Genomic DNA, 14578 nt, shown 5'->3' on the forward strand with positions numbered 1-14578 from the left:
CCCGGGGGGCTCAGGACGCGACCGACTCCACCGTCTCGGCCCAGATGCCGACGGCCTCGTCCACCAGCGCCTCGTCCACGACGAGGGCGGGGATGAACCGGACCACCTGCCCCCAGGCGCCGCAGGTCAGGAGCAGCAGCCCGCGGCGCGCGGCCTCCTGCTGGACCGCGCCGGCGGTGGCCCCGTCGGGCTCGCCGGCGTGGTCGCGGAACTCGTTGCCCAGCATGAGGCCGAGCCCGCGCACATCGGTGATCCGGTCGTCGTCGGCCGCGACCTTCTCCAGCCCGGCCCGCAGCTGCTCGCCGCGCGCGGCGGCGTTCTCGACCAGGCCCTCGTCCTGGATGACGTCCAGGGTCGCGACCGCCGCGGCGCAGGCGACGGCGTTGGCACCGTAGGTCCCGCCCTGCGAGCCCGGCCAGGCCCTGCTCATCAGCTCCTCGGAGGCGGCGATGGCCGACAGCGGGAAGCCGGAGGCCAGTCCCTTGGCGGTGACGACGACGTCCGGCCGGCCGTCGAAGTGCTCGTGGCCCCAGAAGCGCCCGGTCCGTCCCCAGCCGGTCTGCACCTCGTCCAGCACCAGGAGGATGCCGTGGCGGTCGGCCCGCTCGCGCAGCCCGGCGAGGAACTCCGTCGACGCCGGCACGTAGCCGCCCTCGCCGAGCACCGGCTCCACCACGAAGGCGGCCGTGTCGGCCGGCGAGCTCACCGTCTGCAGGAGGTAGTCCAGCTCGCGCAGCGCGAACCGGGTCGCCTCCTGCTCGCTCCACCCGTAGTGGGTGGGACTGGGGAACGGCGCCAGGTGCACCCCGGCCATGAGCGGGGCGAAACCGGAGCGGAACTTGGTGCCCGAGGTGGTCATCGAGGCGGCGGCGACGGTGCGGCCGTGGAACCCGCCGTGGAAGGTGACGACGTTGGGCCGGCCGGTGGCCTGGCGCACCAGGCGCAGCGCCGCCTCCACCGCCTCGGAGCCGGAGTTGGCGAAGAAGACCCGGTCCAGGCCGGCGGGGAGCACCTCCCCCATCCGTTCCACCAGCCTCAGCAGCGGCCGGTGCATCACGGTCGTGTACTGGGCGTGGATCAGCCGGCCGACCTGCTCCTGCGCCGCAGCGACGACGCGGGGGTGGCAGTGCCCCGTGCTCGTGACGCCGATGCCGGCGGTGAAGTCGAGGAACCTACGGTCGTCCTCGTCGAAGATCAGGGCACCCTCGCCGCGGGCGGCGATCACCCCCGTGGCCTGCTTGAGCAGCGGGGACAACGACGTCGCCATCGCCACCCTCCTTTGCTAGATTGCTGACGGAAGGATTGTCGACAATCAGCGTATCCCAACCGACCCGTCGAAGGAGTGGTCCGTCGTGGACGCACCCGTGGTCCGAAACCTCCCCAAGCAGCTCTTCGTCGCCGGCTCCTGGGTGGACGCCACCGACGGCGCCACCTTCGAGGTGCTCAACCCCGCCACCGGTGAGGTCCTGTGCGAGGTCGCTGACGCCTCGCCGGCAGACGGCCGCTCCGCGCTCGATGCCGCCGTCGCCGCGCAGCCCTCGTTCGCCCGGACGACCCCCCTGGAGCGCCACGAGATCCTGACGACCGCCTTCCGGCTGCTGCACGAACGCATCGACGACCTCGCCCTGCTGATGACCCTGGAGATGGGCAAGCCGCTGCCCGAGGCGCGTGGCGAGATCAGCTACGCCGCGGAGTTCCTGCGCCACTTCGCCGGCGAGGCGCTGCGCATCGACGGCGGCTTCCAGACCGCCCCGCAGGGCGGCGCACGTCTCCTGGTCACCCGGCAGCCGGTCGGGCCGTGCCTGCTGGTCACCCCGTGGAACTTCCCGATGGCGATGGGCACCCGCAAGATCGGACCGGCGATCGCCGCCGGCTGCACGAGCGTGATCAAGCCGGCCCACCAGACGCCGCTGTCGATGCTGGCCCTCGTCGACGTGCTGCGCGAGGCGGGCCTGCCCGACGGCGTGGTCAACTGCCTCACCACGACCGACGCCAGCGGCGTCATGGAGCCGCTCATCCGGTCCGGCCTGGCCCGCAAGCTCTCCTTCACCGGCTCCACCAAGGTGGGCAAGGTCCTCCTCGAGCAGTGCGCCTCGACCGTCCTGCGCACCTCGATGGAGCTCGGCGGCAACGCCCCCTTCGTGGTCTTCGAGGACGCCGACCTGGACGAGGCCGTCACCGGGGCCATGGCCGCCAAGATGCGCAACATGGGCGAGGCCTGCACGGCGGCCAACCGGATCTACGTGCAGGAGCCGGTCATCGAGGAGTTCGGCCGACGGCTCGCGGAGCGGATGGGCAGGCTCACCGTCGGCGACGGCACCCAGGACGGCGTGGACGTCGGGCCGCTCATCGACGAGGCCGGCCTGGCCAAGGTGAGCGACCTCGTCGCCGACGCCGTGGACCGCGGCGCCACGGTGCTCACCGGCGGGGAGCGGGTGGACGGCCCGGGCTACTTCTACCGGCCCACGGTCCTCACCGGCGTGCCGACCGCGGCCCGGATGGCCCAGGAGGAGATCTTCGGACCCGTCGCCCCCCTCACCCCGTTCACGACCGAGGAGGAGGCGGTCCGGCTGGCCAACGACACGCGCTTCGGGCTGGTCTCCTACGTCTACACCAACGACCTGCGCCGGGCGCTGCGGATGGCCGAGGCGATCGAGAGCGGCATGGTCGGGCTCAACCAGGGCGTGGTCTCCAACCCCTACGCGCCCTTCGGCGGGATGAAGGAGTCGGGGCTCGGCCGCGAGGGAGGCTCGGTCGGCATCGACGAGTTCCTCGAGACCAAGTACGTCGGCATCGCGATGCCGCAGCGCTGAGGACGCAAGGGATCAGTCGGCCTGCCGCGCGACCCTGCCGTTGCGGCTGGCCTCGACCAGCTCGCGCACCGCGTCGGCCATGTGCGCGACCAGCAGCCGGTCGGTCAGCTCGGCGTCGCCGTCGCGCAGCGCCTGCGCGATGGCCCGGTGCTCGGAGACCCGCAGGACGTCGTCGGCGTAGCTGCTGCCCAGCGCGTGCACGCAGATCCGCGCCTCGGCGGCCTGCGTCTCGTGGATCCGCCGGAGCCGTTCGCTGCCGGTGAGCGCCACGAGCTTCTCGTGGAAGCCGATGTCGGCCTCGGCGACCCCGTGGGAGTCGCCGGCCTCCGCGGCCCGCGCCATCTGGTCCAGCACCCGCTCCAGGGCGTCGGCCGCCGCGACGTGGTCGCCGCGCAGGAGCACCGCCGCGGCGCACCGCTCGATCGCCTCGCGGGCGAGGAACATGTCCTCCACGTTCTCCGGCGTGAGGTCCACGACGAACAGTCCGCGGTTGCGGATCGAGGTCAGCAGCCCCTCCTGGCTGAGGCGCTGCAGGCCCTCCCGCAGCGGTCCGCGGCTGACCCCGAGCTGCCGGGCCAGGGCGACCTCGTGCAGCTGGCTCCCCGGCGGGAAGTCGCCGTTGGCGATGGCGCGGCGCACCCGGGCGGCCACCCGTGCCGGGGTGGACTGCTGCACCAGGGGCCGCAGCGTCGCCGCCCTGCGCGCGGCACCGGCCACGGTGGGCGCACTGCCCTCCGGGCTCACCGGACCACCGCCGTCCCGGACAGGGAGCCCAGCCCGGGCAGGTCGGGCGGGACGCCGCCGGCCGCCAGCCGCAGGCCCTCCCAGACGGTGACCTGGTTGGCGGTGAGCACCGGCATGCCGGCCGCCTCCTCGAGGTCGTCGAGCCAGGCGAGCGTGTGCATCGCCGTGTCGGGGACGAGCACCGCCTCGGCGCCCTGCCCCCGCGCCGCCCCGGCGACGAGGGCGAGGACCTGCTCCCGTCCCAGGGTGCCGACCTCGGCCGCGGTGAGGATGCCGTGGCTGGACAGCTCGGCGACCTCCACCCCGCCGTGGCCCAGGAAGTCGACGAACCGCTGCGCGACGTCGCGCGGGTAGGACGCCGCGGCGACCACGCGCTGCAGCCCCAGCGCACGCGCCGCCGCCACGAAGGCGAGCGAGGTGGAGGACGCCGGCAGCGAGGCGGCCTGCGCGACCTGCTCCGCCTGCCGCCGGGCCCCGTCCCAGCCGAAGACGAAGGAGCCCGAGGTGCAGGCCCACATCACCGCGTCGGGACGATGCTGCCGCACCAGCTCCTCGGCACCGACGAGCAGGCGCTCCGCACGGCCCAGGTCGAGCAGGGCGTCGACCCGGTGCGCGTCCTCACCGACGGAGGTGTGCACCAGCGGCAGCCGGACCCGGTCCTCCCACCGCGACCGCAGGACGTCGTAGTCGTCCTGCGCGCTGTGGCCGGGGTAGAGCAGTCCGACGGCGGTCGTCCTCACGCGCCCGTCCCCATCCGGTCCAGCGCGACCCGCAGGCGTCGCACGCCCTCGTGGATCCGGTCCGGCGGGGTGGAGGCGAAGCACAGCCGCAGCGCGTCGGGGAAGCGGCCCTCCGCCGAGAAGGCGTTGCCGGGGATGTAGGCCACGCCCTCGGCGAGCGCGACCGGGAACAGGGCCTCCGTGTCGGGCGGGCCGCCGTCGGCGCCCCCGCCCTCGAGGGTGACCCAGAGGAAGAAACCGCCCTCGGGGTCGGTCCACCGCGCGACGTCGGAGAGGTGCTCGGCGAGCGCCTGCTGCATCGCCTCCTTGCGCCGGCGGTACTCCTGGCGCTGGACCGCCACGTGCTCCTGCAGGTGGCCGGCCTGCAGGAAGGCGGCGACCAGGCGCTGCATCGGCAGGTTGGTGCAGGTGTCCATCGCCTGCTTGGCGTTGATGAGCAGCGGCTGCAGCGAGGGGTCGGTGTCGACCCAGCCGACCCGCAGCCCGGGGGCGATGATCTTGGAGAAGGTGCGCACCGAGAAGACCAGAGGGTCGCCGTCGGCCAGCTCGTGCAGGCTGGGCACCTCCTCGTCGGCGAAGCCGAGCATCCGGTAGGGGTCGTCGTCGACGACCACGCTGCCCCACTCGCGGGCCAGCTCCAGCAGCGCCTCGCGCCGGGCCCGCGACATCGTCGCGCCGGAGGGGTTCTGGAAGGTCGGGATCGTGTAGATGACCTTGGGCCGCCCGCGCGCCTCGCCCAGCGCCCGCAGCTGCTCGACGACCATGCCCTCGTGGTCCACCGGCACCTCGAGGAGGCGCGCCTGGTAGGAGAGCGCGGTCGCGCTGCCGTTGGTGTAGGTCGGGGACTCCACGGCGACCAGGTCGCCGGGGTCGACGAAGAGCTTGTTGGCCAGGTCCAGACCCTGCATCCCGCCGGCGGTGATGGTCAGCCGGTCCGCGGTGGTCGCGTCGGAGGTGCCCTCGAGCATCGCCAGCAGCGCCTCCCGCAGCGCGGGGTCGCCCTCGGTCGCCGCGTAGTCGAAGGCGTCGGCGGACCCGGCCCCGATGGCGGCCGGGGCGACCTCGGCGAGCGCCGCCGCGGGGATCGCCTCCCGGGCGGGGCTGCCCATCGCCAGGCGCACGATGTCGTGCGTCTGGCCGGCCAGCAGCGAGGTGCTCGAGTCGATCACCGACCCCACCAGGCTCGCCGCTCGGTCCGCCAGCGGCAGGGTCGGGTGGCTGGTGCGCGTGATGGTCATCCTTCTCGCCTCTTCCTTCTCGTTGCGTGCTTGTGGCAACTCGTCCGGCTCTCCCGGACGGGTCAGGTCTTCACGGTCAGCTCCTGCGGCAGGGGTGCCAGCCGCTCGGCACCCTCGGCCCCCACGAGGACCGGCTCGGACAGCTCGTAGCCCCAGCCCTCCATCCACATGCCCAGGATCAGGTGGAAGGCCATCCCGGGCTGGATCCGCGTCAGGTCGCCCCGGCGCAGGCTGATGGTGCGCTCGCCCCAGTCGGGCGGGTAGCCGATCCCGATCGAGTAGCCCACCCGCGAGCGCTTGACGTAGCCGTGCCGCCCGACGCTCGCGGCGAAGGCCTCCTGCACGAGCTGGCCGGTCGACCCGGGCCGCAGCTGGGCCAGCGCGGCCTGCACCCCCTCGGTGACCGCATCCGCGCACCGGGCCAGCTCGGCCGGCGGACGGCCCAGGCTCACGGTCCGGGCCAGCGGCACGTGGTAGCGGTGGTAGACGCCGGCCAGCTCGATCGTCGTCGCCTCCCCGGAGCGCAGCGGCAGGTCGCTCCAGGTCAGGTGGGGCGTGCCCGCGGTCTCGCCGGTGGGCAGCATCGGCACGATCGCGGGGTAGTCGCCGCCCAGCTTGCGGGCGCCCAGCGTCTGGGCGTACTGGATCTGCGCGACGACGTCGCACTGCCGCCGCCCCGGCTCGACGTTGTCGATCGCGACCTGCATGACGCCCTGGGCGATCTCGCCGGCGACGCGCATCTTCTCCTGCTCCAGGGGCGACTTCACCGCCCGCACCCAGTTGACCAGCTCCAGGGCGTCGACGAGCTGGGCCCGGGCCAGCCCGTCCTGCAGCGCCCGGTAGCCGCGGACCGTGAAGAAGGCGGCGTCGGTCTCCACGCCGATCCGGGCGCCCGGGCCGTCGTCGAGCACGCCGACGTCGACGGCCCGGCGCGCGATCCAGGACATCGGGTGCCGGTCGGGCCGGTGCACGAGGTGCTCGGGATAGCCGTGGACCAGGTCGGCCGGCAGGTATGCGGTGTAGTGCGCACCCTGCGCGTCCATCTCCCGCATGAACAGCTGCGGTTCCCCCGCCAGGGGGACGACGAGGCACTGCGGCATGTAGAAGGACCAGGCGTTGTAGCCGGTGAGGTAGTAGAGGTTCGCCGGGTCGGTCACCACCAGCCCGGACAGCCCGGTGCGGGCCATCGTCTCCTGCACCCGCGCCAGACGGGTCCGGTACTCCGTCACGGGGAACGGTCGGGACTCGATGCTCTCGCGCTCGGCGAGGACGCCACCCTCAGGCACCGGCCACCTCCTCGTGCCGGCCGGGCGGGACGGCCCGCCGGTGGCCCCGGCGACCGTCCAGCAGCCGCTGCCCCGGCCCGCGGGCACGGAGGCCGGCCAGCAGCGCCGTCGCCCACATCGTCACCTGGTTGGCGGTGAGCACGGGGACGCCGAGCTCGCGCTCCAGCGGGGCGACCAGGTCGTAGGTGCGCAGGTTGGTGCAGGAGACGAAGACGGCGTCGCAGGGCGTGGTCGCCGCGGCCCGGACCAGGGCGGCGGTCTCCTCGGGACGGACCCGCCAGATCTGCCCCGGCAGACCGAGCGAGGCGGTGCCGCATACCTCGATCCCGGCCTGCGCGAGGAAGAGCTCGAGGCGGAAGGTGACCTGCTCCTCGTAGGGGCTGGCGACCGCGACCCGGCGGACGCCCAGGTGGCGCAGCGCCTCGACGAGGGCGCCGCTGGTGGTGACCGCCGCCGGCGCCCCCGCGTGCAGCATCGCCTCGACCAGGGTCCGCTCGCCCTCCAGCCGTCCACGAAGCTGCCCGAGGTGCACCCGAAGGCCACCACGCGGGGGCGGGGCACGAGCAGCTCGCGGGTGCAGGCGGCCACGACGGGTGCGGCGGAGACCGCGCGGGCCTGCTCGAGGTCCACCGGGAGGGCACGGTGGGGCGTGCGGGTGAGCAGCAGGTCCAGCTGCCGCGGCGCCCAGCGCCACAGCTCGCGGTCGAGGGCGAAGTCGTAGGGCACGACGACGCCGGCCGCGGCCCCGCCGACGACCGTCTCCGCACCGGGGAAGAGGCCCATGTCCGCATGGTGCCGCATCCGGGCGATTGTTGACAATAGGACACTCGGACCGGCTACCGTGTCAGCGTGAGCCGACGGCAGGTCCTGGCAGTCCTCTCCGGCGGGAACGACGACGTCCCGCCCTTCCTCGACGAGCTCGCGGACCGGGTGGAGGTCCGCGTGACCGACGCCGCCGGCCTGGGACCGTCGCTGGAGGGTGCCGACGCCCTCCTCCTCTGGGACTTCTTCTCCCGCGCGGTCCGTGACGTCTGGGGCCGGGCCGACCGGCTGCGCTGGATCCACGTGGCCGCGGCCGGGGTGGACACGCTGCTCTTCGACGGCCTGCGCGACTCCGGGGTGGTGGTCACCAACGCCCGGGGGACCTTCGACCGGCCGATCGCCGAGTACGTGCTGGGCGCGGTGCTGGCGCACGCCAAGCTGGTGCACGAGAGCCACGACCTGCAGCGCCGCCGCGAGTGGCGACACCGCGAGACCCGGACGGTCCGGGGCGCCAGGGCGATGGTGGTCGGCACCGGCGGCATCGGCCGGGAGACGGCCCGCCTGCTCCGGGCCGTCGGGATGGAGGTCAGCGGCGCCGGGAGCCGGGCCCGGGACGGCGACCCCGACTTCGGGCGGGTGGTGGCCAGCACCGAGCTGGCCGACCACGTGGGCGAGGTGGACTACCTGGTCAACGCCGTCCCGCTGACGCCGGCCACGCACGGGCTGGTCGACGCCCGGGTGCTGGCGGCGCTGCCCGAGCGTGCGCACCTGGTCAACGTCGGCCGCGGCCCCACCGTCGTCGAGGACGACCTGCTGGCCGCGCTGCACGCCGGGAGCCTGGACGGCGCGACGCTCGACGTCTTCGCGACCGAGCCCCTGCCGCAGGACTCACCGCTGTGGGACGCGCCCGGGCTGGTGGTCTCCCCGCACATGTCCGGGGACGTCGTCGGCTGGCGGGACGCGCTGGCCCGGCAGTTCGTCGACAACGCCCACCGCTGGCTCGCCGGGGAACCGCTGGCGAACGTGGTGGACAAGCAGCGTGGCTACGTGCCCGGAGGTTCACGATGAGCGAGCTGTCGAGGATGGACGCCGGGGAGCTGGCGCAGGGCTACGCGGCCGGCCGGTTCACCCCGCTGGAGGCGACGGAGGCGGCGCTGGCCGCGGTGCACGAGCACGACCCCGCCGTCAACGCGATGGTGCTCCTCGACGAGGAGGCGGCCCTGGCCGCGGCCCGGGAGGCGACCGACCGCTGGGTGCAGGGTCGCCCGCTCGGCCCGGCGGACGGCATACCCACGACCGTCAAGGACCTCCTGCCGACGCGCGGGTGGCCCACGCTGCGCGGCAGCAGGCTGGTCGACGAGGCCGGCCCGTGGGAGGAGGACGCCCCGGCCGTCGCCCGGCTGCGCGAGGCCGGAGCGGTGCTGCTGGGCAAGACGACCACCCCGGAGTTCGGCTGGAAGGGCGTCACGGACTCGCCGCGGCACGGCGCGACCGGCAACCCGTGGGGTGCCGGGCTCACCGCCGGCGGCTCCAGCGGCGGGTCGGCGGCGGCCGTCGGGCTGGGGATGGGCGCCTGGTCGGTGGGCACCGACGGCGGCGGCTCGGTGCGGATCCCGGCCGCGTTCACCGGCACGGTGGCGCTCAAGCCGACCTTCGGCAGGATCCCGCTCTACCCGCCGAGCCCCTACGGCACGCTCGCCCACGCCGGACCGATGACCCGGACCGTGCGCGACGCGGCCCTGATGATGGACCTGCTCACCGGGCCCGACAGCCGGGACTGGCACGCGCTCGCCCCGCCCGCCGGGTCCTTCCTCGACGGGCTGGACGACGGGGTCGCCGGACTGCGGGTGGCCTGGTCCCCGACCCTCGGCCTGGGCGGCAACGACCCCGAGGTGGAGGCGCTGGTCACCGCCGCGGTGCAGGTGCTGGCCGACGCCGGTGCGCACGTGGAGCGGGTGGACCCCGGCCTCGAGGACCCCGTCGACGCGTTCCACGTGCTGTGGTTCACCGGCGCCGCGAAGGTGCTGGAGGGCTACGGCCGGGGGGCGATCGACCAGGTGGACCCTGGACTGGCCGCCGCGGTCCGGGAGCACGGGCTGGGGGCGTCGGCGGCCGACTACCTCGACGCGGTGGCCGTCCGGATGGACCTGGGCGTGCGCATGGGTGCCTTCCACCAGAGGTGGGACCTGCTGCTCACCCCGACGATGCCGGTCGCCGCCTTCGAGGTCGCCCGCCCCGCGCCCCGGGACTGGCCGTCGGACCTGTGGACGTCGTGGACGCCCTACACCTATCCGTTCAACATGACCCAGCAGCCGGCGCTCAGCCTGCCCTGCGGGCTGACCGCCGACGGACGGCCGGTGGGCCTGCAGGTCGTCGGACCCAGACACGCCGACGCGCTGGTCCTGCGCGCCGGGCAGGCCTACCAGGAACGCACCGACTGGCACCGCCGGACGCCGACCCTGGTCGCGGGCGGCGGCCCGACGGGCACGACACCCAGGGGGGCGCCATGAGCCGCTTCATCACCGTCAGCCTGCCCGAGCGGGGGGTGAGCGCACGGGCCCGGATGCTGGAGGAGGCCGCACCGCGCACCTGCGCCGCGGTGTGGGACGCGCTGCCGCTGGGCGGTCAGGTCTACCACGGCAAGTACGCGTGCAACGAGATCTATGCGCTGCTGCCCGGACTGGCCGACGACGGCCGCGACCCCGGCCAGGAGAACACCACGGTCACGCCGATCCCGGGCGACCTGTGCTGGTTCACCTTCTCCGGCCAGGACCTGGGCACCCCGGCCTACGGCTACGAGGAGGGGCAGACCCTCCGGCAGCAGGGCTCGATCGTCGACCTGGCCGTCTTCTACGGCCGCAACAACCTGCTGGTCAACGGCGACCAGGGCTGGGTGCCCGGCAACGTCTTCGCCAGCCTCACCGAGGGCCTCGACGAGCTCGCGGCGGCCTGCCAGGAGCTGTGGATGGGCGGGGTGCGCGGGGTGAGCCTGCGCTTCGAGCGGGCGGAGTAGGCGGACGGCAGGATCGCCGACCTGCTCCCGGGGGCCCTTGACGTGGCGTCGGTGCAGGAGCACCGTAGAACCCCCACCGGCAGCTCGGAGACACCCATGGGCAAGCTGATCTACGCCGCCAACGTCTCGCTCGACGGCTACCTCGAGGACAAGGACGGCTCCTTCGACTGGTCGGTGCCCGACGACGAGGTGCACGCCTTCTGGAACGAGCACGAGCGGGGCATCGGCACCTCGCTCTACGGCCGCCGCATGTACGAGACGATGCGCGTGTGGGAGGACGACGACTGGCTGGAGTCCGAGCCGGCCGTCGTCCACGACTACGCGCAGATCTGGCGGGCCGGCGACAAGGTCGTCTACTCCGCCACGCTCGCGTCCGTGTCGACGGCGCGGACGAGGATCGAACGACGGTTCGACCCCGAGGCGGTACGCCGGCTCAAGGAGGCTTCCGGCGCGGACCTGAGCATCGGCGGCGCGGCCATCGGGGCCGAGGCGTTCCGGCACGGGCTGGTCGACGAGTGCGTCCTGCTCCTGTGCCCGGTGCTCGTGGGCGGCGGCAAGCCCGCGCTGCCCCGCGGCGTGCGGCTCGACCTCGCACTGCTGGACCACCGGCGCTTCGACAACGGTGTCCTCTACGTGCGCCACGCGGTCCGGGGCCCGGCGGCATGACAGGTCCCGGTCGCTGATCACCCCGACCTCCTCGAAGTCACCCAGCCACGACCCGATCGGGCGTCAGCGCACGACCTCGCGCAGCCGGCCGTCGACGCGGCGCGTCCACCCGCGGGTGTCCAGGTGCTCGAGCAGCGGGACCGCCACGCGACGGGTCGTCCCGAGTGCCTGCCGCGCGGCGCTCAGCGTGAACGGCTGCTCCAGCGCCGCCAGCTCCCGCATGGCGCGAGCGGGCCCGTCGGGCAGCAGCACGATGTCGTCGGTCACGCGCAGGAGCCGGCCCAGGCGCGCGGCGGCCGCGAGCTCGGCAGGACCGAGCCCGAGCCGGGCGAGGTCCTCGCGCTCCGGTGCCGCGAACGGATCCTGCCTCAGGCGTCGCTCCACCTGGGCCACACCCGCCTCGGCGGCGCCGAGCCCGGCAGCCCCGCGCGGGTGCACCCGGCCACCGTCCACGGCGAGGTCCGCCAGCTCGACGGCCGCCCGGACCAGGGCTCCTCCCGGCGGCGCGAGGTCCGGCGCCAGCGTGCCCCCGGCAGCGGCCGCCCGCAGGTGAGGTGGCAGGTCGAGCAGGTGCACCGCCTCGGCGACGGGCACGCCGGCGCTGAGGGGGTGCTCCTTTCGGTGGCCGCGCACGCCGCCCGCCAGCCGGTCGGCCCAGGCACGCAGGGCGTCCTCGTCCACCCACCAGCCGCCGACGTGCACGGCCGAGGTCGGCCGGCCCAGTCCGAGACGCCGCAGGACGTCCGGGTGCTCGGCCGACCGCGAGCGCACCCGCAGGTCGGCCAGGCCCCGGCTCACGGCGCGGGACCCTGCGTCCTCCCCGGTGGTCGTGGCCGCAGCCAGGTCCTCGGCGCGGTGGCGGGCGGCACCGCGGCGCCGCAGCGGCAGCGGGTCGACGTCGAGGACGCGCAGGGCCCAGACCCGACGGCTGCCCGGGTCGCGCAGGACCGCGCGGTCCCCGACCCGCCACGGCAGGTCTTCCGGGAGGGTGAGCCGCGCGTGCGCGTCGCCGAGCGGTCGGCACCGGACCGGCTGGTCGGCCGTGCCGACGTGCAGGACCACCTGCTCGGGCGGCGTCCGGTCGTGGGCTGCTGCGCGCTGCACCCCTGCGGGGACGGCGACCCCCAGGTCCTCGGGCGTGAGCGCCACGTCGAGCACACGCGCCACGGCGAAGGCGCCCGGCGTCACCAGCACCGACCCGCGACCCACGTCGCCGGTCCCGGTACGGCGCAGGTTCGCCGCCACCCGGGACACCGGGCCGACCACCTCGTGCGCAACGTCGCCGCTGTGCAGACCGCGGACGACCACCTCCCGCCGCCCGCCCGCCGGCAGCAGCTCCAGCACGTCCCCGGTATGCAGCGTGCCCGCCCCCAGCGTCCCGGTCACCACGGTGCCGGACCCGGCGACGGTGAACGACCGGTCGCACCACAGCCGCACCGGCGCGCCGGCGTCCGGCTCCGGGAGCCGGGCCACCAGCTCGGCGAGCGCGACGCGCAGCCCGTCCATTCCCTGCCCGGTCCGGGCCGAGACGGTGCACGACGGCACCTCCAGCCCGGCCCCCGCGAGCCGGCGTGCCGCCTCGGCCCCGACCTGCGCGGACCGCTGCGGGTCGGCGAGGTCCGCGCGGGTGAGGACGAGCAGCCCGTCGGTGATGCCGAGCGCCCGCACGACCGCGAGGTGCTCGGTGCTCTGCGCCTGCCAGCCCTGGTCGGCGGCCACCACGAAGAGCACCGCCGGCGCCGGGCCCAGCCCCGCCAGCGTGGTGCCGACGAACCGCTGGTGCCCCGGCACGTCGACGAGCGCCACCTCGGCGCCGCCCGGCAGGCTGGTCCACGCGAAGCCGAGCTCGATCGTCAGGCCCCTGGCCCTCTCCGCGGCGAGCCGGTCCGGGTCGCGCCCGGTGAGCGCCCGCACCAGGGCCGACTTGCCGTGGTCGACGTGCCCGGCGGTGGCCAGGACCCGCCTCACGGCGTCCGGCCCTCCGTCGCCTCGTCCAGCGCGGCGCGCAACGCGGCGAGCAGGTCGTCCTCCCGGTCCTCGGGTATGCAGCGCACGTCCACCAGTCCGCGCCCGCCCTCGACGCGGGCGAGCACGACCGGCAGACCGTGCGCCGGTTCTCGCAGCCGGACCACCGCCTCGACGGGCAGCTCGACCGCCCAGCCGGGCAGCGGCATACCCGGGGCGCCCCCGCCCCCGACCCGCCCGGTCACCGGCACGACCTCGCGGCCGAGCGCGGTGGCGAGCCGCTCGACCCGGGGACGCAGCTCGTCCGCCGTGGCGTGCACCGCGTCGCGGACCGGGGTGGAGGGCGCGCGGACGCTGGCCTCGAGAGCCGCGAGGGTGAGCTTGTCGACGCGCAGCGAGCGGGCCAGCGGGTGCCGGCGCAGCCGCCGGACCGCGTCCTCCTCGCCCAGGACCAGGCCGGCCTGCGGGCCGCCGAGCAGCTTGTCGCCGCTGGCCGTCACGACCGTGGCGCCGTCGCGCAGGGCGGTCCCCGCGTCCGGTTCGTCGCGGAGCACCGGGTCGGGCGCCAGCAGCCCGGAGCCGATGTCGGCGACGAGGGGAACACGGCTCCCGTCCGGGCGGCGCAGGTCGCGCAGCTCGGGCAGACCGACCGCGCAGACGAAGCCCTCGACCCGGAAGTTGCTCGGGTGCACCTTGAGCACGCACCCCGTGTCCGGCCCGACCGCGTCGGCGTAGTCCTGCGGGTGCGTGCGGTTGGTGGTCCCGACCTCGCGCAGCCGGGCACCGGTGGAGGCGACGAGGTCCGGCAGTCGGAACCCGTCGCCGATCTCGACCATCTCGCCGCGCGAGACGACGACCTCCCGGCCGGCGGCGAGGGCGGTGGTGGCCAGCACGAGCGCGGCGGCGCCGTTGTTGACGACCAGCGCGTCCCCGGCGCCGGGCACCGCCTCGAGGAGCGCCGCGCGTGCGCCCTGCCCGCGGGGCCCGCGCCCTCCCGTGCCCAGGTCGAGCTCGACGTCGCAGTAGCCGGCGGCCTCCACCACGGCCTCGACGGCAGCCGGGGACAGCGGTGCCCGGCCGAGGTTGGTGTGCACGACGACGCCGGTGGCGTTGAGCACGGGCGTCAGGGTCGAGGCCCGGCGGGGAAGCGCCGCGAGCGCGGCGGCGGCGACCTCGTCCGGGCCGATCTCGCCGCGCCGCGCCCGGTCCTGCGCGTCGGTCACGGCGGCCCGGACCGGCGGGCGGCCCAGCCGGGCGGCCGCTGCGGCGAGGGGCGGCTCGGCTAGGAGCGCGTCGGTGCGCGGGATGGCCCGGCGCGGGTCGTCCTGGCTCACCCTCGTGCTCCCTTCTG

At 75.2% G+C, this 14578-nt stretch carries 13 protein-coding genes; 5 read left to right on the top strand and 8 right to left on the bottom strand.

Annotated elements, in window-relative coordinates; all coding sequences use genetic code 11:
• Positions 1 to 10: 10 nt before the first annotated feature.
• Entirely contained in the window at positions 11 to 1267 is a 1257-nt protein-coding gene (locus tag DV701_RS10735) for an aspartate aminotransferase family protein (RefSeq protein WP_114928301.1), read from the bottom strand.
• An 85-nt stretch (positions 1268 to 1352) separates the two neighbouring features.
• Here DV701_RS10735 and DV701_RS10740 point away from each other — a divergent pair, with 85 nt between their 5' ends.
• Positions 1353 to 2813, top strand: coding sequence for an NAD-dependent succinate-semialdehyde dehydrogenase (locus DV701_RS10740; protein ID WP_114928302.1), 1461 nt, complete (start codon positions 1353 to 1355; stop codon positions 2811 to 2813).
• A gap of 12 nt (positions 2814 to 2825) precedes the next feature.
• Here DV701_RS10740 and DV701_RS10745 read toward each other — a convergent pair whose 3' ends face one another.
• The 5 genes from DV701_RS10745 to DV701_RS10765 all read right to left on the bottom strand — a co-directional run bounded on the left by DV701_RS10745 (position 2826) and on the right by DV701_RS10765 (position 7353).
• On the bottom strand, positions 2826 to 3557 hold the full coding sequence (locus tag DV701_RS10745; RefSeq protein WP_228254980.1) for a GntR family transcriptional regulator: 732 nt from the start codon (positions 3555 to 3557) through the stop codon (positions 2826 to 2828).
• Entirely contained in the window at positions 3554 to 4297 is a 744-nt protein-coding gene (locus tag DV701_RS10750; protein WP_114928303.1) for a maleate cis-trans isomerase family protein, read from the bottom strand. The genes DV701_RS10745 and DV701_RS10750 overlap by 4 nt, the downstream gene beginning before the upstream one ends.
• Positions 4294 to 5535 (bottom strand): aminotransferase-like domain-containing protein, encoded by a 1242-nt coding sequence (locus DV701_RS10755; RefSeq protein ID WP_114928304.1) that lies wholly within the window; start codon positions 5533 to 5535, stop codon positions 4294 to 4296. Before DV701_RS10755 ends, DV701_RS10750 begins: the two co-directional genes overlap by 4 nt.
• Positions 5536 to 5597: 62 nt before the next feature.
• Positions 5598 to 6821 carry a M24 family metallopeptidase gene (locus DV701_RS10760; RefSeq protein ID WP_228254981.1) on the bottom strand — a complete coding sequence of 408 codons (1224 nt, stop codon included), beginning with the start codon at positions 6819 to 6821 and terminating at the stop codon, positions 5598 to 5600.
• The gene (locus DV701_RS10765; protein WP_228254982.1) at positions 6814 to 7353 is read right to left on the bottom strand and encodes a maleate cis-trans isomerase family protein; all 540 of its coding nucleotides are present in this window, start codon (positions 7351 to 7353) and stop codon (positions 6814 to 6816) included. Before DV701_RS10765 ends, DV701_RS10760 begins: the two co-directional genes overlap by 8 nt.
• A gap of 317 nt (positions 7354 to 7670) precedes the next feature.
• Between DV701_RS10765 and DV701_RS10770 the strand changes: the two genes are divergently transcribed.
• From DV701_RS10770 to DV701_RS10785, 4 genes are all read left to right on the top strand, one after another.
• Positions 7671 to 8651 carry a D-2-hydroxyacid dehydrogenase gene (locus DV701_RS10770; RefSeq protein ID WP_114928305.1) on the top strand — a complete coding sequence of 327 codons (981 nt, stop codon included), beginning with the start codon at positions 7671 to 7673 and terminating at the stop codon, positions 8649 to 8651.
• Entirely contained in the window at positions 8648 to 10093 is a 1446-nt protein-coding gene (locus tag DV701_RS10775; RefSeq protein ID WP_114928306.1) for an amidase, read from the top strand. Before DV701_RS10770 ends, DV701_RS10775 begins: the two co-directional genes overlap by 4 nt.
• Positions 10090 to 10596, top strand: coding sequence for a DUF3830 family protein (locus DV701_RS10780; RefSeq protein ID WP_114928307.1), 507 nt, complete (start codon positions 10090 to 10092; stop codon positions 10594 to 10596). The genes DV701_RS10775 and DV701_RS10780 overlap by 4 nt, the downstream gene beginning before the upstream one ends.
• Positions 10597 to 10692: 96 nt before the next feature.
• Positions 10693 to 11262 carry a dihydrofolate reductase family protein gene (locus DV701_RS10785; protein ID WP_114928308.1) on the top strand — a complete coding sequence of 190 codons (570 nt, stop codon included), beginning with the start codon at positions 10693 to 10695 and terminating at the stop codon, positions 11260 to 11262.
• 63 nt (positions 11263 to 11325) lie between these two features.
• On the opposite strand, the gene selB is transcribed toward DV701_RS10785, so the two are convergent.
• Entirely contained in the window at positions 11326 to 13230 is a 1905-nt protein-coding gene (selB, locus tag DV701_RS10790; protein ID WP_114928309.1) for a selenocysteine-specific translation elongation factor, read from the bottom strand.
• Positions 13227 to 14561 carry an L-seryl-tRNA(Sec) selenium transferase gene (selA, locus tag DV701_RS10795; RefSeq protein ID WP_114928310.1) on the bottom strand — a complete coding sequence of 445 codons (1335 nt, stop codon included), beginning with the start codon at positions 14559 to 14561 and terminating at the stop codon, positions 13227 to 13229. Before selA ends, selB begins: the two co-directional genes overlap by 4 nt.
• Positions 14562 to 14578: the final 17 nt, after the last annotated feature.

Source organism: Ornithinimicrobium avium (genome assembly GCF_003351765.1).
Lineage (GTDB): Bacteria > Actinomycetota > Actinomycetes > Actinomycetales > Dermatophilaceae > Ornithinicoccus > Ornithinicoccus avius.

Excerpts from the sequence above, each read along its gene's own strand:
- DV701_RS10775 (WP_114928306.1), top strand. The coding sequence starts at position 8,648 with ATGAGCGAGCTGTCGAGGATGGACGCCGGGGAGCTGGCGCAGGGCTAC.
- DV701_RS10785 (WP_114928308.1), top strand. The coding sequence starts at position 10,693 with ATGGGCAAGCTGATCTACGCCGCCAACGTCTCGCTCGACGGCTACCTC.
- DV701_RS10780 (WP_114928307.1), top strand. The coding sequence starts at position 10,090 with ATGAGCCGCTTCATCACCGTCAGCCTGCCCGAGCGGGGGGTGAGCGCA.
- DV701_RS10735 (WP_114928301.1), bottom strand. The coding sequence starts at position 1,267 with ATGGCGACGTCGTTGTCCCCGCTGCTCAAGCAGGCCACGGGGGTGATC.
- DV701_RS10755 (WP_114928304.1), bottom strand. The coding sequence starts at position 5,535 with ATGACCATCACGCGCACCAGCCACCCGACCCTGCCGCTGGCGGACCGA.